This window comes from Sulfitobacter sp. EhC04, assembly GCF_001650875.1.
In the GTDB taxonomy this organism is placed as follows: domain Bacteria; phylum Pseudomonadota; class Alphaproteobacteria; order Rhodobacterales; family Rhodobacteraceae; genus Sulfitobacter.
In genome coordinates this window covers 171,267-189,327 of the sequence record NZ_LXYI01000008.1, presented here as the reverse complement: position 1 = coordinate 189,327, position 18,061 = coordinate 171,267, and the positions used below count along the sequence as shown (strand labels likewise).

At 60.2% G+C, this 18,061-nt stretch carries 19 protein-coding genes; 15 read left to right on the top strand and 4 right to left on the bottom strand.

Going from position 1 to position 18,061, the window contains the following annotated elements:
• Window positions 1-78 precede the first annotated feature (78 nt).
• The 3 genes from A8B82_RS03860 to rlmH all read left to right on the top strand — a co-directional run bounded on the left by A8B82_RS03860 (window position 79) and on the right by rlmH (window position 2,698).
• Window positions 79-1,431: a mechanosensitive ion channel family protein gene (locus tag A8B82_RS03860; RefSeq protein WP_067288399.1), complete on the top strand. Its 1,353-nt coding sequence runs from the start codon at window positions 79-81 to the stop codon at window positions 1,429-1,431.
• Window positions 1,432-1,843: 412 nt separating this feature from the next.
• Entirely contained in the window at window positions 1,844-2,209 is a 366-nt protein-coding gene (gene rsfS / locus A8B82_RS03855) for a ribosome silencing factor (RefSeq protein WP_082899128.1), read from the top strand.
• A gap of 18 nt (window positions 2,210-2,227) precedes the next feature.
• Window positions 2,228-2,698 carry a 23S rRNA (pseudouridine(1915)-N(3))-methyltransferase RlmH gene (gene rlmH, locus A8B82_RS03850; RefSeq protein ID WP_067288397.1) on the top strand — a complete coding sequence of 157 codons (471 nt, stop codon included), beginning with the start codon at window positions 2,228-2,230 and terminating at the stop codon, window positions 2,696-2,698.
• A gap of 76 nt (window positions 2,699-2,774) precedes the next feature.
• Here rlmH and A8B82_RS03845 read toward each other — a convergent pair whose 3' ends face one another.
• On the bottom strand, window positions 2,775-3,128 hold the full coding sequence (locus A8B82_RS03845; protein WP_067288392.1) for a hypothetical protein: 354 nt from the start codon (window positions 3,126-3,128) through the stop codon (window positions 2,775-2,777).
• 43 nt (window positions 3,129-3,171) lie between these two features.
• Entirely contained in the window at window positions 3,172-3,864 is a 693-nt protein-coding gene (locus A8B82_RS03840) for a DUF599 domain-containing protein (RefSeq protein WP_067288389.1), read from the bottom strand.
• A gap of 79 nt (window positions 3,865-3,943) precedes the next feature.
• Between A8B82_RS03840 and A8B82_RS03835 the strand changes: the two genes are divergently transcribed.
• The 6 genes from A8B82_RS03835 to A8B82_RS03810 all read left to right on the top strand — a co-directional run bounded on the left by A8B82_RS03835 (window position 3,944) and on the right by A8B82_RS03810 (window position 9,848).
• Window positions 3,944-5,392 (top strand): FAD-linked oxidase C-terminal domain-containing protein, encoded by a 1,449-nt coding sequence (locus tag A8B82_RS03835; protein WP_067288386.1) that lies wholly within the window; start codon window positions 3,944-3,946, stop codon window positions 5,390-5,392.
• Window positions 5,393-5,468: 76 nt separating this feature from the next.
• Window positions 5,469-6,578: an FAD-binding protein gene (locus A8B82_RS03830; RefSeq protein ID WP_067288384.1), complete on the top strand. Its 1,110-nt coding sequence runs from the start codon at window positions 5,469-5,471 to the stop codon at window positions 6,576-6,578.
• Window positions 6,575-6,943 (top strand): hypothetical protein, encoded by a 369-nt coding sequence (locus A8B82_RS03825; RefSeq protein WP_067288381.1) that lies wholly within the window; start codon window positions 6,575-6,577, stop codon window positions 6,941-6,943. Before A8B82_RS03830 ends, A8B82_RS03825 begins: the two co-directional genes overlap by 4 nt.
• A 33-nt stretch (window positions 6,944-6,976) precedes the next feature.
• The gene (gene glcF / locus A8B82_RS03820) at window positions 6,977-8,347 is read left to right on the top strand and encodes a glycolate oxidase subunit GlcF (protein WP_067288378.1); all 1,371 of its coding nucleotides are present in this window, start codon (window positions 6,977-6,979) and stop codon (window positions 8,345-8,347) included.
• A 96-nt stretch (window positions 8,348-8,443) separates the two neighbouring features.
• The gene (locus A8B82_RS03815; RefSeq protein WP_067288375.1) at window positions 8,444-9,232 is read left to right on the top strand and encodes a trypsin-like serine peptidase; all 789 of its coding nucleotides are present in this window, start codon (window positions 8,444-8,446) and stop codon (window positions 9,230-9,232) included.
• Window positions 9,233-9,377: 145 nt separating this feature from the next.
• Window positions 9,378-9,848, top strand: coding sequence for an Hsp20 family protein (locus tag A8B82_RS03810; protein WP_067288372.1), 471 nt, complete (start codon window positions 9,378-9,380; stop codon window positions 9,846-9,848).
• Window positions 9,849-10,102: 254 nt separating this feature from the next.
• Here A8B82_RS03810 and A8B82_RS03805 read toward each other — a convergent pair whose 3' ends face one another.
• Window positions 10,103-10,564 (bottom strand): hypothetical protein, encoded by a 462-nt coding sequence (locus A8B82_RS03805; RefSeq protein ID WP_067288371.1) that lies wholly within the window; start codon window positions 10,562-10,564, stop codon window positions 10,103-10,105.
• A 273-nt stretch (window positions 10,565-10,837) separates the two neighbouring features.
• Here A8B82_RS03805 and A8B82_RS03800 point away from each other — a divergent pair, with 273 nt between their 5' ends.
• A complete protein-coding gene (locus tag A8B82_RS03800) occupies window positions 10,838-11,599 on the top strand; it encodes a hypothetical protein (protein WP_067288370.1) in 762 nt (253 codons plus the stop codon).
• Between the two features lie 74 nt (window positions 11,600-11,673).
• Here the strand turns inward: A8B82_RS03800 and A8B82_RS03795 are convergent, their stop codons facing one another.
• On the bottom strand, window positions 11,674-13,149 hold the full coding sequence (locus A8B82_RS03795) for an NAD-dependent succinate-semialdehyde dehydrogenase (RefSeq protein WP_067288368.1): 1,476 nt from the start codon (window positions 13,147-13,149) through the stop codon (window positions 11,674-11,676).
• A gap of 98 nt (window positions 13,150-13,247) precedes the next feature.
• Between A8B82_RS03795 and A8B82_RS03790 the strand changes: the two genes are divergently transcribed.
• The 5 genes from A8B82_RS03790 to A8B82_RS24465 all read left to right on the top strand — a co-directional run bounded on the left by A8B82_RS03790 (window position 13,248) and on the right by A8B82_RS24465 (window position 18,055).
• Window positions 13,248-14,039, top strand: a complete 792-nt coding sequence (locus A8B82_RS03790) for an alpha/beta hydrolase (RefSeq protein WP_067288365.1) — start codon at window positions 13,248-13,250, stop codon at window positions 14,037-14,039.
• 181 nt (window positions 14,040-14,220) lie between these two features.
• A complete protein-coding gene (locus A8B82_RS03785) occupies window positions 14,221-15,312 on the top strand; it encodes a histidine kinase dimerization/phosphoacceptor domain -containing protein (protein ID WP_067288356.1) in 1,092 nt (363 codons plus the stop codon).
• 125 nt (window positions 15,313-15,437) lie between these two features.
• Entirely contained in the window at window positions 15,438-16,514 is a 1,077-nt protein-coding gene (locus A8B82_RS03780) for a hypothetical protein (protein ID WP_067288355.1), read from the top strand.
• Window positions 16,515-16,628: 114 nt separating this feature from the next.
• Window positions 16,629-17,750: a hypothetical protein gene (locus tag A8B82_RS03775; RefSeq protein WP_067288354.1), complete on the top strand. Its 1,122-nt coding sequence runs from the start codon at window positions 16,629-16,631 to the stop codon at window positions 17,748-17,750.
• A 107-nt stretch (window positions 17,751-17,857) separates the two neighbouring features.
• Entirely contained in the window at window positions 17,858-18,055 is a 198-nt protein-coding gene (locus tag A8B82_RS24465; protein WP_067288353.1) for a hypothetical protein, read from the top strand.
• Window positions 18,056-18,061: the final 6 nt, after the last annotated feature.

The following is an 18,061-nucleotide window of genomic DNA, read 5'->3' as shown; positions in this document are numbered from 1 at the left end:
GGACGATGCCGCTGCCCGCGCCGTTGCGGGGATGGGGGTAATGTGCAAGCATGAAACCGTTCGGTAGCGAGGTAAGACATGGATCAATCCACAGACCCGTTTGCACATTTCCTGGGTTCGCTTGAGAGCGTCTGGATCAACGCAATGGGTTTCTTGTCGGGTGTGATCCAGCCCGGTTGGCGGCAGAACCAGGTGTTGATCGTGCTTGGACTGGCGCTGATTGCCTGGGTATTGCACCGGTTCAGCGATCGGGGGGTCCGCAATTGGGTTCGGTCGCGGCAGGGCTGGGCGAAGTGGCAGTTGCGGGTCATTGTGCAGGTGCGCCGCAGGCTGGGGCTGATCTGGTTCTCGCTTATGGCCTATATGGTCTACACGGTAATGCAGAACGTCACCTGGCCGTCGCGTTCCTACCTGATCGGTCTTGCCGCGACCCTGGCAATTGTCTGGGTCGGTATCGCATTTGCCGCACAACTGGTGCGCAACCGGCCGCTGCGCCGTATCGTGACCTGGGCCTTGTGGATCTACGCCACGCTCTATTTCCTCAACATTTCGGACGATGTCGCGGCATTTCTGGACGGCCTTGCCATCGAAGTTGGCGATGTCCGCCTGTCAATCCTCACCTTGATCACCGCGCTGGTGGTGATCGGTGCCCTGTTCACCGTGGCACGGCTGGTCAGTCAGGCAACGGCCAGCACGATCCGCAAGAACGAGGAAATCAGCCCCTCGATGCAGGTCCTTGCGGTCAAGGGTATCCAGCTGGCGCTTTATGGCTTTGCCTTTTTCATGGGGGTCAAGGCGGTCGGCATCGACCTGACCGGGCTGGCGGTGCTGTCAGGTGCCATCGGTGTCGGCCTTGGTTTTGGTCTGCAAAAGGTCGTGTCGAACCTCGTCTCGGGAGTCATCATCCTGATCGACAAGTCGATCAAGCCGGGCGACGTGATCTCATTGGGAGAGACATTCGGCTGGATCCAGACCCTGGGCGCGCGCTACGCGTCGGTTGTGACGCGGGACGGCAAGGAATACCTGATCCCGAACGAGGACCTGATCACCGGGCAGGTGGTCAACTGGTCCCACTCGAATGATTTCGTGCGGTTGGACATCTATTTTGGCACCGCCTATGGCGATGATCCCCATGTCGTCCGCAAGCTTGCGATAGAGGCCGCGTCAAGCGTGGAAAGGGTACTCAGTTTCAAGGCGCCAGTTTGTCACATCGTCGGCTTTGGCGACAGTTCGGTCGACTACATTCTGCGGTTCTGGATCAAGGACCCCACCGGCGGGCTGACCAACATTCGCGGCAACGTCTATCTGGCGCTCTGGGATGCTTTCAAGGAAAACGATATTTCCATCCCCTTCCCGCAACGCGAGGTCCTGATGCTGGAAGACAGCAAACTGGCACTGTCGCGCAAAGCCCGGACTACGGCACCGGATTGACTTGTCATGCGACCGGTGTAGACCCTTTCCCGCCCGAATCGCGGTGATCAACAGCTGCTGGCGGATGCGACCGGACCGGGTGCTGCGCAAGGGCGCATGCGGCGGGCGGGCTGGCAACCCGTCATCCAAATCGGAAATCAGCGATTTCAACCAGTCGGTTTCTTTCTGCGGTGCGCGTGGTTTCGTGCTGGATATCTGCGGTGCCTTGAAAAACCTGGTGCCAAGGAAAGCAGCAGCATCACCTGGGAAGGCTGGTAAATGCCGACAAATCCCGGTTGTCATTGAATTGTCACCCCCGGATTGCTAATTTGGGGTTACCCGGCACCGGGGGAAACGGTGCATTGAAAAGGAGGACAATGTCCTGTCAACCCAAGCCAACGCAGCTTTGGCTGCGAAACCTCAGGCGGCTGTCGTGACGGCTGCCGCTGATATGGCCACAAGCGACGCTGTGCTGGCCGCTGTTCTCAACTCTCTTCAAGACGACAAGGCCGAAGACATCGTACAGATTGATCTGCGCGGGAAGACGGCGATTGGGGATCACATGGTGATCTGCTCTGGTCGGTCCACGCGGCAGGTGTCGTCGATTGCCGAAAAGCTCGCGCAGAAGATCAAGGACGAATTTGGTGTCACGCCGAAGATGGAAGGCAAGGACATCGGGGATTGGGTCCTGATCGACACAGGCGATGTCATCGTACATGTGTTCCGTCCCGAAGTGCGCGACTTCTACCAGTTAGAGAAGATGTGGATGGCGGGCGGCGAGACCGCAGCGCAGAACTGATTTTTTCGGGTCGGCGCCATGCGCGTACATATCTGTGCTGTCGGGCGCCTGCGAAATGGTCCCGAAAAGGATCTGGTCGATGACTACCTGACCCGGTTCGACCGGACAGGCAGGGGGCTGGGCCTTGGTCCGGCGCAGGTAATCGAAGTGGATGACCGCAAGGGCGGCGGCATGTCTGCCGAGGCGGTCCTGCTGGAAAAGGCCCTGCCGAAGGGGGCGACCCTGTGCATTCTGGACGAGCGCGGCACTGTTGAGGCGTCTCCGAAATTTGCAAAACGTCTGGCGGGCTGGCGCGATGGCGGGGTCAGTGATCTTGCCTTTGTGATTGGCGGGGCTGACGGGATAGACCCCGAACTGCGCGCCAAGGCGCTGCATGGGCTGTCTTTCGGCAAAATGGTCTGGCCGCATATGCTGGTACGGGTGATGCTGTCCGAACAATTGTACCGTGCCGCATCCATCCTGTCCGGCGGGCCGTATCACCGAAACTGATGGGCATCACCGAAACTGATGGGCAGATGAACTTTGCGTGCGGCCCTGACTGGCTGCCGCATGGTTACAGCGCGGATCAACGCAGCTTGATGCGCTTGATATCGGGCGACCAGCCGTTGACCGTGTCGCGTGCCTGAATACCGATTTCCGTCACCCCGTCGGGGATGTTGACCCCTGAAAGGGAGCGGGTGAAAGGCTGCTCATTCACATGGGGGTGTGCAAGATTGCGCAGGCCCAGTTCCTTGCCCTCGCCATCCAGGATGCGCCAGCCATCGGCATAGTCGTCCCAGCCGGTATCTGTATGCTTGATGGTCACGTCGAAGTCCCAGCTGTCGCCGGTTTTCTTAATGTTGACGTTCTGTATCACCGGCGGGTCCGCCAGCACAGGCGTCGTGGCAAGAGCTATGGCCAGAATGGATCGCTTGAACATGGGACTCACCTAGGGAAAACTGGAAGCTATATATTTAGCATATCTACTTTTCCAAGAGTATCCCCCGAGAGTGGGAGGCAAATTCCCGTCTCCAGATCACAAATAGTGTCACAAATGCACCACCGATCAACAGCACGGCACCGCCCAGCCAGGCGACGCTGGCAAGCCCGAAATAGACGGAGCGCAGGCCACGGTTGAAGCTGCGCGCGGCAAAGACGTTTATTTCGGCGGCCTTGTGGGCCATCCGGGGCGCATCGGGATCGGCTACGTCATTGGGCACTGCCGCCATCAGGACAGAACAATAGCCGAAGAGCCGGTTTGACCAGATAAACTTCAAAAAAGCGTTCGCCAGGAAGAAAACAACAAGCAACAGTTTGATTTCCCAGACAAAGACGGGCTGATGCGCCAATGTCAGGTCTTTCGCCACGCTGGCAAGACGTTCGGCATTGCCAATCAGCGCGAGTGTCCCGCCGATGGCGATCACGCAAGTGGAGGCGAGGAATGAAGAGCCCTGCCTGAGCGTGCTGATGGTCTGGGCATCGAAAATGCGGGGCTGGCGGGTGATCATCTGGCGCATCCATTCGCGGCGATACTCTGCCATCAGCACGGACACCGAGGGCCGCGTGGCGGCAGGGTTCTCAATGCGCCACCCAAGAAGCAGCCAAAGCAAGAGGATGATCATCACGGCTGAAAAATCCAGCGGGTCAAACAGGGCAAGGCGGTCGATCCAATTCATGGGTTGTTCATACGCGACTGGAATACTATTGCCATAGCGGTAAATTGGTCATATTATTTTACCAAATTGGAGTAGTGCGATGGAAATGCCGGTCCCGGATGCTTCGGTCCTTGCGCGCAAGGCGCGTATCGTGGCGCGGTTGCGTGATGTCTTGCCAAGTGACGCGGTGATCGACGACCCAAGAGAGACGCGCGCCTATGAATGTGACGCGCTGACCGCTTACAGATGCCCGCCAATGGTGGCGGTGCTGCCCTCCACCACGGCAGAGGTCGCCGCGATTCTGCGGATCTGCCATGCGGAGGGGGTGCCTGTGGTGCCGCGCGGGTCGGGGACATCGCTGGCGGGTGGCGCCTTGCCGACGGCGGATTGCGTGATCCTTGGTGTGGCCCGCATGAACGAGGTGATCGAAACCGATTACGTCAACCGTCTGATACGGGTGCAGACCGGGCGGACCAATCTCAGTGTGACGGGTGCGGTAGAGGCGGATGGGTTTTTCTACGCGCCGGACCCGTCAAGCCAGCTGGCCTGTGCCATCGCCGGGAACATCGCGATGAATTCAGGCGGGGCGCATTGCCTGAAATACGGCGTGACAACCAACAACCTGCTGGGTGTCACCATGGTGATGATGGACGGCGAGATTGTAGAAATCGGCGGGGGCCATCTGGATGCCGGGGGCCTTGACCTGCTGGGGCTGATCTGCGGATCGGAAGGTCAACTGGGCGTCGTGACCGAGGCGACCCTGCGCATCCTGCCCAAGCCGGAGGGCGCGCGCCCTGTCCTGATGGGATTTGACGACAACGAGGTGGCAGGGGCCTGTGTGTCGGACATCATCAAAGCGGGTGTGTTGCCGGTTGCGATCGAATTCATGGACCGCCCCTGCATCGAGGCGACAGAAGCTTTTGCAAAGGCGGGATACCCGATGTGCGAGGCCTTGTTGATCGTCGAGGTCGAGGGATCGGTCGCGGAAATCGACCATCAGCTTTCGTTGATCAAGGAGATTGCGCAGCGGCATAACCCGATTGAGTTGCGCGAGAGCAAATCGGCGGAGGAATCGGCCAAGATCTGGCTGGGTCGCAAGTCCGCCTTTGGCGCGATGGGGCAGATCAACGACTACATGTGTCTCGACGGGACGATTCCGGTTTCTTCCTTGCCGATGGTCTTGCGCAGAATCAAGGAGATGAGTGCGGAATATGGCCTGAAGGTCGGCAATGTCTTTCATGCGGGGGATGGCAACATGCATCCGCTGATCCTGTTTGATGCCAACAAGCCCGGCGATCTGGAGCTATGCGAGGCGTTTGGGGCAGAGATTCTGAAGCTTTGTGTCGAGGTCGGCGGATGCCTGACAGGTGAGCATGGCGTTGGGATCGAGAAGCGGGACCTTATGCATGTTCAATACGCGCCGGAGGATCTGGAGGCGCAGATGGCGGTGAAGGATGTGTTCGACCCGGCGTGGCTGTTGAACCCGGCCAAGGTGTTCCCGCTGGACGCGTCTGAACGGCGGCGCGCGGTGATGCTGGCAGCCGAGTGAAGTCGCCGGGTGACCCCGGCGATCCGTTGGGGGCGCTGCCCCCAAACCCCCGGGAATATTTAAGGCCAAAAAGAATATGAAGATCAGTTCTGAAACGGAAGTCTGCGAGGCAATAGCCGGGGCCAAGGCACCTCTGTCGGTATGCGGTGGCGGCACGCGTGGTCTGGCCGGAGCGGGCAAAGTCCTGAGCGTGGCGGGCCTCACGGGGATCACGCTTTATGAGCCGGGGGCGCTTACGATGGTTGCGCAGGGAGGGACGCCTGTCGCGGCGATCGAACAGGCCCTCGCCAGGGAAAACCAGCGGCTGGCCTTCGAGCCGATGGACCACAGGGGGCTCTTGGCGACGAAAGGCGAACCGACGATCGGCGGGATATTCGCGGCGAATGTTGGCGGGCCACGGCGTCTGGCCGTCGGGGCGGCGCGAGATTTCCTGCTTGGGGTTCGATTTGTCGACGGTCAGGGCGCGGTGATCAAGAATGGCGGACGCGTGATGAAGAATGTCACGGGCTATGATCTGGTCAAGCTGATGGCGGGGTCATTTGGCACCCTGGGCGTCCTGACGGAGGTGTCGCTGAAAGTGCTGCCCCGCCCCGAGACCGAGGCAACTCTGGTGCTGTCTGGTCTTGACGATATGCGTGCCGTGGCGGCGTTGTGTCGCGCGATGGGCAGCCCCTTTGAGGTCACCGGAGCGGCCCATGATCCGGCCGCGGGGGAAAGCTATCTGCGGCTTGAAGGATTTGAAGCTTCGGTTTCTTACAGGATGGGGCGATTGAAGGACCTGTTGGGCGGCACCGACGTGCATGTTCTGCAATCCGACGCCTCGGCACGGAAATGGGTGGCATTGCGGGATGCCGAAGCCTTTCACGGTGTTTCGGGCGATGTCTGGCGGGTGTCATGCAAGCCGTCGGCGGGGCCGGAACTGGCGGCAAGGTCGGGGGCCGAGGCACATTACTTCGACTGGTCCGGCGGGCTGATCTGGTTGCGGGTGCCACCGGGCCATGACCTGCGCGGTCGGTTGGGGGTGTTTGGCGGCCATGCGACCCTGGTTCGCGCAGACGAGGCGACCAAGGCGCGGCTGGGCCGGTTCCAACCGGAATTGCCCGGCGTGGCACGGTTGTCAGCGGGACTGCGCGCACGGTTTGACCCAAAGGGCATCTTCAACCCCGGAGTGATGGAGGCTGTATGACAGTCCTGATCGGAATTTTCACGATGTTCTTTGTTGCCGGGCCGTTGGTCTTCCGGGCATTGACGCAGCCGACCCCGTCGCGGCATGGGCTGCATGCGCTGGCTGTCTTCGCGGGAGTCTTTGCCCTGTTCGGACTTGGGCTGCGCTTTGGCCTCGCAGGACCATGGGGGAGTGATGTGATGCTGACGGTGGGCTGCATTCTGGCACTGTGGCTCGCCTGGATCGGCGTGCTGGCCCTTGGTGCGCAGGCATTCCGGCGGGCGGAGCCGGGACTGCAGATGCACCGCTGGACCGGAATACTGGGCGCAGGAGGGACCACCGTGCCCTGGTTCGGCCTGGCCTCCGCCCAGTTGCTGGTGGGCTGAGCCCGTTGTCAGATAACAGTTAACGGAGCAGTCATGCAGACCACCTTTACCCCGGCCCAGTTGAATGATCCCGACGTCGCGCGCAGCAATGAGATTCTGCGGTCCTGCGTGCATTGCGGGTTCTGTACCGCCACCTGCCCGACTTACCAATTACTGGGGGACGAGTTGGACAGCCCCAGGGGCCGTATCTACCTAATCAAGGACATGCTGGAGAACGAACGGGTGCCGGATGCCAGGACGGTCAAACATATCGACCGCTGCCTGTCCTGTCTGGCCTGTATGACGACCTGTCCGTCCGGGGTCCACTATATGCATTTGGTGGATCATGCCCGCAGCTATATCGAGCAGAACTACAGGCGGCCCTGGGGTGATCGTGCCTTGCGCTGGATGCTGGCGCGTATCCTCCCCCATCCGATGCGGTTTCGGGTGGCCTTGCTGGGTGCAAAGATCGGACGCCCCTTTGCCCGGCTGATGCCGGATGCGCGTTTGCGGGCGATGCTGGACATGGCGCCCAGGGTCATTCCTCCGGTCAGCCGGAATGATGATCCCCAGACGTTTTCCGCCAAGGGTGACCGCAGGAGACGGGTGGCGCTGATGACGGGCTGCGCGCAGAAGGCGTTGAACACCGATATCAACGACGCAACGATCAGGCTTTTGACCCGCATGGGCTGCGAGGTTGTCGTGGCACAGGGGGCGGGCTGCTGCGGTGCCTTGACCCATCATATGGGAAAGACCGACGAAAGCCATGAATCGGCTGCGCGCAACATTCGCGCATGGACTGCCGAGATGGACGACGACGGGCTGGACGCCATCGTGATCAACACCTCGGGCTGCGGCACCACGGTCAAGGATTATGGCCATATGTTCAGGAACGATCCACTGGCGGCAGATGCCGCGCGGGTTTCCGCGATTACAAAGGATGTATCCGAAGTTTTGACAGACCTGTCCGATGGGCTTGCCACAGGTCAGATGGCGGCGGCAGCGGCGCGCGGCAGCGATCATCAGCCGCCCGCAGCAGGTTTGACCGTGGCCTATCACGCGGCCTGTTCGCTGCAGCATGGCCAGCAAATCAAAAACCATCCGAAGGACCTGTTGAAGGCTGCTGGATTCACCGTGGTGGAGCCTGCGGACCCACACCTGTGTTGCGGTTCGGCAGGGACGTATAACCTGATGCAGCCGGAAATTTCGAAGCAATTGAAGGCCCGGAAAGTGCACACGCTGGAGGCGCAGCAACCCGACGTCATCGCCGCAGGCAACATCGGCTGCATGATGCAGATCGGGTCTGCGGCGTCGGTTCCTGTTGTCCATACAGTGGAGCTGCTGGATTGGGCGTCAGGGGGGCCAAAACCGCCCGCCCTGTGCGGAAAATTGCCTGCCGAGGCGGAAATTCCACGGTTGCGTTAAAGGCGTTGCCCAATTTTTGCCGCAAGTTGTCGATAACAAGGCAGCAGCGACTTTGCTTGGGGGATTTTCGTGCAGCGCTTATTGGGATTTACTCTGATGGTGATCGTCACCACCTCGGCGGCTTTTGCGCAGGACGCCGGACTCAAGCGTCTGGATTCGGGTGACGACGCGGCCGCCTGGGAGGCCGTAGGTCGGCTCGATATCGCCGGAATCGGGTTTTGCACCGGCACGCTGATCGCCCCACGCCTTGTGCTCACCGCGGCCCATTGCCTGTTTGACCGCGAGACGAAACAGCGCGTCGATCACAGCAAGGTGCGCTTTCTCGCCGGATGGCGTAACGGGCGCGCCGGTGCCTACCGGGACATCCGCAGGGCGGTGGTTCACCCCGATTACATTTATGACGGAGTCGTATCTTCGGATCGGGTTCGCAACGATCTGGCGCTGCTGGAACTGCAGCGACCGATCAACAACACTACGATCAAGCCCTTCGGCACTGCCGCGCGCCCCAGACCGGGCGATTCCGTTGGCGTTGTCAGTTACGCCAAAGACCGGTCCGAAGCGCCCTCATTGCAAGAGGTCTGCAAGGTGATCGCGCAGCAAGAGGGCGTTCTGGTCACCTCCTGCTCCGTTGATTTCGGATCAAGCGGCGCGCCGATCTTTTCGCTTGAAAACGGCGAGGCGCATGTCGTTTCCGTGGTGTCGGCCAAGGCGGAAGTGGAGGGGGAAACGGTTTCCCTCGGGACGGCGCTGTCTACGCCGCTGGCATTGTTGCAGGCGCAAATGGTTGCTGGACAGGGCGTGTTCCCGGTGAGTGGCAGCGGCAGCAAAAGCATTTTGGCCGGTCAACGCAGCACAAGCACGGGCGCGAAATTCGTGCGCCCCTGAGCTACCTGCGGGGGACTTGAAACCCCGACGTTTTATTCCCACATCTTCGGCATCAGGACGCCTCTGCAGGGTCCTGATAACAGAACTGGGCCTGTCCAATGGTGGAAGGCTCGTATCGTTAATCGCTCAAAGATGAGGATGACAAATGCGTACTTATGATTTTGCACCGCTTTACCGGTCCAGCGTTGGTTTTGACCAGATTGCCAACATGATGGATCGCGTGTTGAGCAATGATGGGGCCACCCCCAGCTACCCCCCTTACAACATCGAGAAACTGAACGACGACAGCTATCGCATTTCGATTGCGGTGGCAGGTTTTGCCGACGCTGACCTGAGCGTCGAGGTCCGTGAAAAGGCGCTGATCGTGTCCGCGCGCAAAGCTGATGGGGACGAAGACAAGACCTTTCTGCATCGCGGCATCGCGACACGGGCATTCGAACGCCGGTTCCATCTGGCGGACCATGTCCAAGTGACAGGTGCGACGCATTCCAACGGCATGCTGCACATCGAACTGCAGCGTCAGGTTCCCGAGGCGCTGAAGCCGCGCCAGATCCAGATCGCATCGGATACCAAGGCGCTGGACAAGGATGTCGTCGACGCGAAATCCGTCAACTGAGGCGGCCGGTTCACGCTGGTCAACCCCAAGGGGCGGATCACGGTCTGAACCTCACTCAAGACGGACCGGGGCCCGGAGCAGAGATGTTCCGGGCTTTTTGATGATTACTTGTCAGGCAATGGGTTGAAAGGCTTTTCAGCAGGAGGTGAGGATCGCCTGCAAGGCCCGAAATCTGACAAAAGGGGGCCGGCACTGCCACAGCAGAACCGACCCCCAGGACAGCCGAGGCAGCCTTGGGTTCAAACCGGGAGAAGTCAGTTTGTCTGCGTCTCGGTGCCCGTCCCTGCACCACTGCCCAGCTGCTGCTGGACTGCGGCGGCGAATTCCTGTTCGGTGACTTCCAGTTCGAGCTGACCTTCGGAATTCAATTGGTCTGTGCTTTGGATCGCCACGCGGCCCCCTTCGACATCATATGTGTCGCCCAGGGCGATTTCATAGCGGTTGGTGCCGTCCTCCAGGGCGGTCACCGTTTCGATCTTGCCGATCACCGCATCATCAGAGGTCACGGCGACGGCTGTGCCGTTCTCGATCGCTTCCTTTGTGGTGCTGGCAATCTCGGCCGGAACCTCGGGGGTGGCTTCGGGCGCGACCTGTGTTGTCGGCGCTTCCGGTGCCGGCGACGTTTCCGGTGCTTCCTGCGCCATCAGCGGCATGGAGAATGCAGCCGCGAGCGCCGTCGAACCGACGAGGGTACGGGTGATTTTCGAAAAGGTCATAGATCTTCCTTTCAGTCGTTGTTGGCGAGAGCCCGGCAAGCATTCTGCCTGCCGGTTGTGGTGCCAACCCGAACATGGGCAGGGGGTTTCCCGCTTGCCACAGCGTCGGCGGCAGGTTGCGCAGAACGCAGGGCGTCGGCGGCAGACCGCTTCTTGCGCCCGGACGCGGGCGCGGTCAGGGCCTTGCAATCGCCGCGCGGTTTCCCAAGGGGGAAGTTACTGAATATTAGGATGCAACTGCCAATCTGCGCCGGTCCCCGAGCCGGAGCCGTGATGCGCGACGTTTTCCCCATTCTGATGACAGTTCTCTGTGCCCTGGTTCTTGGCAGTAACGCCCGCGCCGAAGGCGGATCATTGTTTTCCCAGGGCGACTGGGGCGGCGCGCGGGTCGGGTTGATTGCCTCGCGGGCGCTGTCGAGTGATGGCGAGGCGGACCCCAGCCTGTTTGTGGGCCGCGCGGCGCAGGGCCTGTTCGCGGAAAGGCCAGCCCATGAACCTGCGTTCGAAAATGCGCCGCTTGCGTTGGTGCAGGGTTCGGACGTTGCGCGGATACGCGCGCTGATCGGCGCGGCGGAATCGCGGCGTGATGGCTATGACGCGGTGCAACATGGCGCGCGCATCAAAACACCGAAACCTCCGACGCAGATGACATTGGCCGAGATCTACCGCTGGATCGAGGAGACGCCGGCTCAGCCGCATGCCATCGGCCGATACCAGTTCATCCCGGCGACATTGCGCCGGGTTGTGGCGAAGTTGGGCATCGCCCCGACTGCGCGGTTCAGTCCCGGCGTTCAGGACCGTCTGGCAGATGTTCTATTGGCGGAGGCGGGTCTGCATGAATTCCGCGCGGGCAGGCTGGGGCGCGTGGGTTTCATGAACAATCTGGCAAAGATCTGGGCCGGTTTGCCGAACTCCACCGGCAAGTCGCATTATCACGGACATGCGGGCAACCGGGCGTCGATCACATGGGCCCGGTTCAATGCGGAGATGGCGAGGATTGATCCGGCAATGATTGCCGATCAAGCGCTTGAGTAAGGGCATGCCCCCTCACCCTAACCCTCTCCCCCGTGGGGGAGAGGGGATATGTTGCGTCTGTGGTGACCGGGTGGTCAGACGGACATGCAGATGTATTTCATCTCAAGGTAATCTTCGATCCCGTGGTGGCTGCCCTCGCGGCCCAGGCCGGACTGCTTGACGCCGCCGAAGGGGGCAACCTCGGTGGAGATGATGCCGGTGTTCACGCCGACGATGCCATATTCCAGTGCCTCGGCTACTTTGTACACGCGGCTGAGGTCCTTGGCATAGAAGTAGGATGCGAGTCCGAAGATCGTGTCATTGGCCATCGCGATCACGTCGTCTTCGTTATCGAACTTGAACAGGGGGGCAAGGGGGCCGAATGTCTCTTCCTTGGAGACTTTCATCTCCTGGGTCACGCCGGTGATGATGGTCGGTGCCAGGAAATTGCCTTCCATCTTTTCGCCTTTCGATCCCAAAAGGATCTGGGCGCCTTTGGAAACGGCATCCTCGACGTGTTCCTTGACCTTTTCGCTGGCGTCGCCGTTGATCAGCGGACCCAGTTCGACGCCGTCCTCGAAGCCATCGCCGACCTTCATTTTGCTGACGCGGTCCTTCAGCTTGGCGGCGAAAGCGTCGTAGACGCCTGCCTGGACGTATATCCGGTTGGCGCAGACGCAGGTCTGGCCGTTGTTGCGGAACTTGCACAGGATCGCGCCTTCGACGGCGGCATCGAGATCGGCGTCGTCAAAGACGATAAAGGGCGCATTGCCGCCAAGTTCCATGGAGCATTTCATGACCTGATCGGCGGCCTGTCTGAGCAGGATGCGACCCACCTCGGTTGATCCGGTGAAGGTCAGTTTGCGCACGGCGGGGTTTTCGCAGAATTCCTTGCCCACAGCAGAGGAGGACGAGGAAGGCACTACGTTGAATACCCCGGCAGGGATGCCCGCACGTTCGGCCAGGACACCCATGACGATGGCCGACAGCGGTGTTTCCGCAGCGGGGCGCGCGACGAAAGCGCAGCCGGCAGCCAGTGCCGGTGCGGCCTTGCGGGTGATCATTGCGTTGGGAAAGTTCCATGGCGTGATGGAGGCCGCGACGCCGATGGGCTGCTTGATCACCGTAATGCGCTTGTCGCGCTGGTGGCCCGGTATCGTCTCGCCGTAGATGCGTTTGGCCTCTTCGCCGAAGAACTCGATGAAAGACGCGCCATAGGCGATTTCGCCCTTGGCTTCGGCCAGCGGCTTGCCCTGCTCTGCGGTCAGGATTTTCCCAAGGTCTTCCTGGTTTTCCATCATCAGGTCGAACCACTTGCGCATGACGGCGGCGCGTTCCTTGCCGGTCCAGGCGGCCCATTCCTTTTGCGCCTTTTCGGCCTGTGCAATGGCACCTGCGACCTGCGCGCGGCTGAGGTTCGCAACCTTGGCGATCACGTCGCCGCGGGCGGGGTTCATTACGTCAAATGTGCCATCGTCCCCGTCCACCCATTTGCCGCCGATATAGGCGCGGGTTTCCAACAGGCCGGGATCCTTGAGCATGGATTTCAGATCGGTTTTTGCGTCAGTCATTTGTGTTGTCTCCGCTTTTGTTTGTGGCACCCAAAGCAACATTGGCTATGATTGTCCAGTTCCCGTTTGATTTCGGGGCGCTATCCAAAGGACGATTTATGACGCAGTTTGACGATGCCTATGACAATTCCGGCCATATCGAGGGCGCTGACACATTCCCCCCGAAGTGGGAAAAAGCAGCAGCAGCTTTTCGTAACGATCTGGGCGCACGGGCGCAGGTCGGGGTGTCTTACGGCCCTTCCGACAGGCAGGTCTTTGATTTCTTTCAGCCCGAAGGCGTGTCGCGCGGGACTGTTATTTTTGTACACGGCGGTTACTGGAAGGCATTCGACAGCAGCTATTGGTCCCACCTGGCCGCCGGGCCATTGTCGCGCGGCTGGGCTGTCGCCATGCCGTCCTATGATCTTTGCCCCGATGTGCGCATCGGCACGATCACTACCCAGATTGCCGCGGCCGTTACCGAGATTTCCAGGCGAACGTTCGGCAGGCTGTCGCTTGTGGGTCATTCGGCGGGCGGGCATCTGGTGTCTCGGATGACCGATCCGCTGGTGCTGCCGTCCGAGGTGCGCGACCGGATCGAGAACATCGCCCCGATCTCCGCCCTTGCTGATCTTGGCCCCCTCATGCAGACGTCGATGAACGATGTGCTGCGTATCGACGCAGCTGAGGCGCTGGCGGAAAGCCCGATCAACATGAGCCCCCCGCATGGGGTCAACGTAACCGTCTGGGTCGGCGCGGATGAGCGGCCTGCGTTTCTGGAGCAATCCGAGCAGCTGGCGCGGACCTGGGGCGCGCGTCAGGTCGTTGTCGAGGGCAAGCATCACTTTGACGTCATCGACGCGTTGGCCGATCCTGAAAGCGACATGGTGAGGGCCGTGTTGGGGGGGTGAACGCGCCCCTGTCCGGTGCGATGGCGCGGCTTGCACAGGTTGAACCCAAAAGAGGGTTCTTGCCTGCCCAGAGGTCAGGGCCCGATCAGCCTTGACCCGGCAGGTCAGTTAAACAATACCGTTGTGAAATTCACGTTCGGGCCACATCTTTCCGATAAGGCGCGGCAATGAAAGAGCCTGGATGTCAGACAAGCTGATTGACGATGAAGAGATCCGCCTGGCGCTGCTGCGCGGATACAACATTCTGGACACGGCGCCCGAAGAAGGCTTCGATGAAATCGTCAAACTTGCTGGCGAGATATGTCAGACGCCCATCGCATTGGTGTCGCTGGTCGAAAAGGATCGCCAGTGGTTCAAGGCGGTTCAAGGTCTGGACGTGACGGAAACGCCAATTCAGATGAGTATTTGTGCCCATGCCATCCAGTCTGGTGATTTTCTGGAGGTCCAGGATACAACCAATGACCCGCGCACCGCTGCAAATCCGCTGGTCACGGGTGATGACCAGATCAGGTTCTACGCCGGGGCTTTGCTGAAAGGCGCAGATGGCGTGGCGTTGGGCACATTATGTGTCCTTGACCGTGTGCCGAGGGTCTTGAGAGAAACCCAGCGCACCACGTTGAAGATATTGGCAAAGCAGGTGATGCGTCACCTTGAACTGCGCGAAGCGCTGGGTGCTGCCGAAATGCTGCGCCGCGAGGTCGACCACAGGGTAAAGAACTCCCTGCAGGCGCTGGAGGCGTTGATCCGCATTCAGACTCGTTCGGTTCAGACGGAGGAGGCGCGCGAGGCGCTGGAGGCCGTACAGGGCCGGCTTGCCATGGTCAGCAACCTGCATGAGGCATTGTATCTTTCCGATGCCGGCGCGATGGTAAATCTGACCAGTTTCCTTGATCGCGTGGTTCTGACCGCTTCGGCACAAATGCCGAAAGGCATTCACGTGCGGCATGATGTGGAATCATGCAAGCTCCAGTCCCGTGCCGCGTCAGCGGTCGGCATGATCGTGAACGAGGCCATCGCGAACGCGGCGAAATATGCGTTCGAGGGGCGCGACAAGGGGGCCTTGGACATCATCGGAAAGATTGATGGCGACAGCTATGTGCTGACCTGTGTCGATGACGGCGGACCACCTGCTGCGGGCGGCGTTCAGACCATTGTCGGGACTGGTCTGGGGATGCGTATCATGCAGGCGGCGGCGCAGCAGTTGGGTGGCGATCTGACCTCGCATCACGGTGACAAAGGGCATGTTGTTACCCTGCGCTGGCCTCTGACCTGACGCGATCCCCTCTTTTCAAGGGCATGGGCATTTGCCACACTCCGGTTAAATTGCGGGCATGGGTGATGTAAATTGCCGTAACATTACCTATATATGTTTCAACCTATTGGAAAACGGAGATTTTAATGGCGAATTTGGATGCACAGGTCAAGGAATCCCAGGCGCAGGTGGCACAGGCGCAATCCAAGATTGCGGAACTGACCAGCCGGATCGAGACAGCACGCGCCAAGTTGAAGACCGGTGACGATGCGATGATCGACATCGAAAACGCCTCTCTCGAAGACGTCCATGCCCATACCGACATCATGAACGCGAACATCGCGGAACTGATCATGGGCCTGGACGATGTCACTGCCGGGTTCAGCCGCGATTTCGATGAGATGCGCAGCAAGACGGGGATGGAAACCTTCATCGGTATCTTTTCCCGCGCAAAGGCCGACAGCATGCGGCAGGAACGCGTCCGCTCAGCCTCGATCGACGACAAGCTGCAGGATCTGATTAGCAAGTCGGATGTGATTGTCCAGTTGCTGGAGGGGCAGTTGGCTATGCTGGAAGAGCAGAAGGTCAAGGTTGAAAGCAACCTGAGCGAGACGCTGGATGAACGAGAACTGACGGTGGGGGAACTGGAAACCATCCGTGCCGATATCGGTGGCATGGACCCGGACATCATCAAGCTGGAAAACGCCATCGCGTCAGAGGCGGATGCCGCGAAACGCACCAAGCTGGAAACGCAACTGGCGGAGGCCAATGCGAAGTACAACGCGCTGGTGCAGGAGGAGCAGGTCAAGCTGGCCAAGTCCCAGACGCTGGAGCGCTATATCGAGAAGGGCAAGACCTGGATCGACTCCCTGCAGAACCAGGCGGCGACGCAGATGGTGCTGATCAACAAGTTGCAGACCGATACCAAGCAGCGGGTGGTGCTGTATGACGCGTTGACCAAATCGCTGAAAACGGCGCAGCAGCAGGATGTGGCGCACCGCATCAACGAGATCGGCGTGAAAACGGATCAGGAGGCGCAGTCGGCCATGGCCGGGATCGGCGCGGCGACGAATGCACGCATGGCCGAAATGATGGAGAAACACGAGGATCATATGGTCTTTGCCCGCGAGGTGCTGGAGGCCAAGGCCAAGGCGGATGAGCGTTTTGCCCGGCGGTTCGCGAAAATCATCGAGAAGCACGACAGCAATCAATATGGCGGGTAATGCGATACCTCGGCCCTTGTCGTCATCCTCGGGCTTGACCCGAGGATCGCGTGAAACGAAGCGCGTGATCGCGAGAGATCCTCGGGTCAAGCCCGAGGATGACGTGAAACTCCCGTGACCGACCCCGCCAACGATCACATCGGCCTCACCGACACATTCGCTTCGCGCCGCTACTTCGCCAAGTTCGAAGGGATCATGCAGCACATGTTGCATGTGGCCGGCGTGATGGAGGCGGAAGGGGCGCTGGACCGGGCGGAAATCGAGATCCTCACCCGCTATGCCGCCAAGCTGACCCATAGTTTTCGCGCGCTCAGCTACAAGTATCTGTTGGTGGGGCGTGAAACGGGACGTTTCTTTGGCTCGTTGACCATGGACAACCGCGACAGCGGCTTTCCGGTGGCGGCAGAAATCATGACCATGGCCAATGACGCGCAACAGGCCGCGAAACACCTGGAAAACATGCCGTCCGAAGCGCGACTGAAGGATGAGATGGTGCAGACCATCCTGGGCGACCAGAAAATTCCCACCAAGCTGCAATTCGCCCTTTCGCAACGGCTCTACTACGCGGAACTGGCGCGGGGTGATCTGTTCTGGGTGCACAACGACCCGCAGGCGGCCTGGATGGGCAATATCGGCGAGGGGCGCCGACGGTTCCGCCTGCACTGGGCCACCTATGATTCAGAGGTCAATCTGCCGGTCATCTACCTGATGGAACTGGAGGACACGGGCCATATCGGCCTGCCCAAGGACCAGCGGCGCTGGCCCGAGGTGCAGGCGCATCTGAGCGCGCAGGCGCTGGGTGGGCTGAAACTGCTGACCATCGCGCGCGGCTTTGATCAGGATTTTGACGACCTGCACCCCAAGCGCTTGCGCCGGTTCCATCTGGGGCCGATGTACAGCCATGCCTACACCCGGCAGGCCGGCCCCCTGCGCGAGGTGCTGGCAGAGGCAAACGCGCCTGCAGGCCAGGATTGGGCGCTGGTCTGGACCGAGGAGGAACTGGTGAGCGACCGGGTGATCGAAGAGAAATCCGGCTGGTTCTCCACCGTGGAGCGTGAAGTCTTCGCGCTCGACCCCTTTGGCGTGCAGGGGCCGGACCTGGGGGCGACGCGAACGGAGCGCAGCATCATCCTGCCCCAGCGGCCATATCAGGTGTTGGAGGAAAAACGCCCCCCCGGATTTGCCTCGGTGCGGAAATACGTGGTCAGCCAAAAAGGACGGGTTCTGCGATATTAGGGCCTGTGGACATTCATCTTCCACCACCCGTTTCAGTCCAAAATTGCTCAGTTCCAGGCAAGAGAGCGCAGGAATAGCCAGCTATTTCAAGTTCTCTTAACGCAGAAATGGGCAATTTTGGCGAAACCCTTGCAGGGCGCGGCGGATTTTGCCTCTGCCATCTCGGATTTTCGCTTCCAATGATCACATTGCTGCGCTCAAATCAGAGCGCCAGCGGCAAAATCCGACTCGCGCGGGTGGCGGAAGATGAATATCCACAGGCCCTAGTGAAGCTGCGCCAGAAGAGTGTATTTGTTGAACAATGAAAATGA